Source organism: Bacillus sp. mrc49, from assembly GCF_002803435.1.
The window spans coordinates 1-805 of record NZ_PHNG01000227.1; the positions used below are offsets into that span (position 1 = coordinate 1).

At 39.3% G+C, this 805-nt stretch carries 1 protein-coding gene; it reads right to left on the minus strand.

Annotation, left to right across the window (positions count from 1 at the left end):
• Nucleotides 1-307: 307 nt before the first annotated feature.
• Nucleotides 308-631, minus strand: coding sequence for a phage tail assembly chaperone G (gene gpG / locus CVN76_RS01615; protein WP_100530145.1), 324 nt, complete (start codon nucleotides 629-631; stop codon nucleotides 308-310).
• Between the last annotated feature and the right edge of the window lie 174 nt (nucleotides 632-805).

The window sequence follows — 805 nt, forward strand, 5'->3', positions numbered from 1 at the left end:
CCATTATTTTTGTTCCTTTCTAGGGGGATTTGGTGGGCTGGTTATGCTCCTGGCCCACAAATGAGCAAAAAAAAGGCAGGAATAGAAGCCATAAAAGCCCTATCCCTGCTTTGTTAAATGGAATTAAAGAAGTCTATTCCACTCATTCGCTCTTTTTCTTTTGCAGCTTCTTGTTTTTCGTGCATTAATTTCAAGAAAAAGTTAATGTCCATATTATCTATATCATTCAGTTTCCAGCCGGCGTCTAACAGATCCTTATAGAGTGTTTCTAAATTCTCCATAGATTTAGTAAAGCTGGCTTCCTCATTTACTTTCCCTCTGCAGCTGCTTCCTCATCTTCCCCGCCCAATACACTTGAAATAATTCCATTTAATATATCGGTCATAGTTGCCGCGGGTAGCCCGTCATAAACAGACTCTAAATTAACCTCTTCACTAGAAAAAAGAGAAGCTACTAATTCAACTAAATCGTCTATTTGTTCTAATTCGTTAGGAGCTTTTCCTTGAGCTGCCAATGTTTCCTGTTTAACACCAAAAGCAACAACACGGCGGAAAGCTGAGCCACTTACAAAGTCTTCGCTATATGTTTTAAATTTGGCTGTTTCGGGGTTTCTTAGTTTAAGTTTTATCATGATTAATTTCCTTCTTTCTGAGGGTCTATTTTTGTGGTTAGAAAAAAACAGGGGCCAGTATAGGCCCCGCTAAAAATGTTATGGTGCTGGCGGTACATAGCCTGGCAACATCAATGTTCTAAATGCTGCTTCTGTAAATGTTGGTTCTGTGCTGCGGCCTTTGCAATAAATAAG

Bases quoted from the DNA above. Each gene is read 5' to 3' on its own strand.
- gpG (WP_100530145.1), bottom strand. From the start codon at position 631: ATGATAAAACTTAAACTAAGAAACCCCGAAACAGCCAAATTTAAAACA.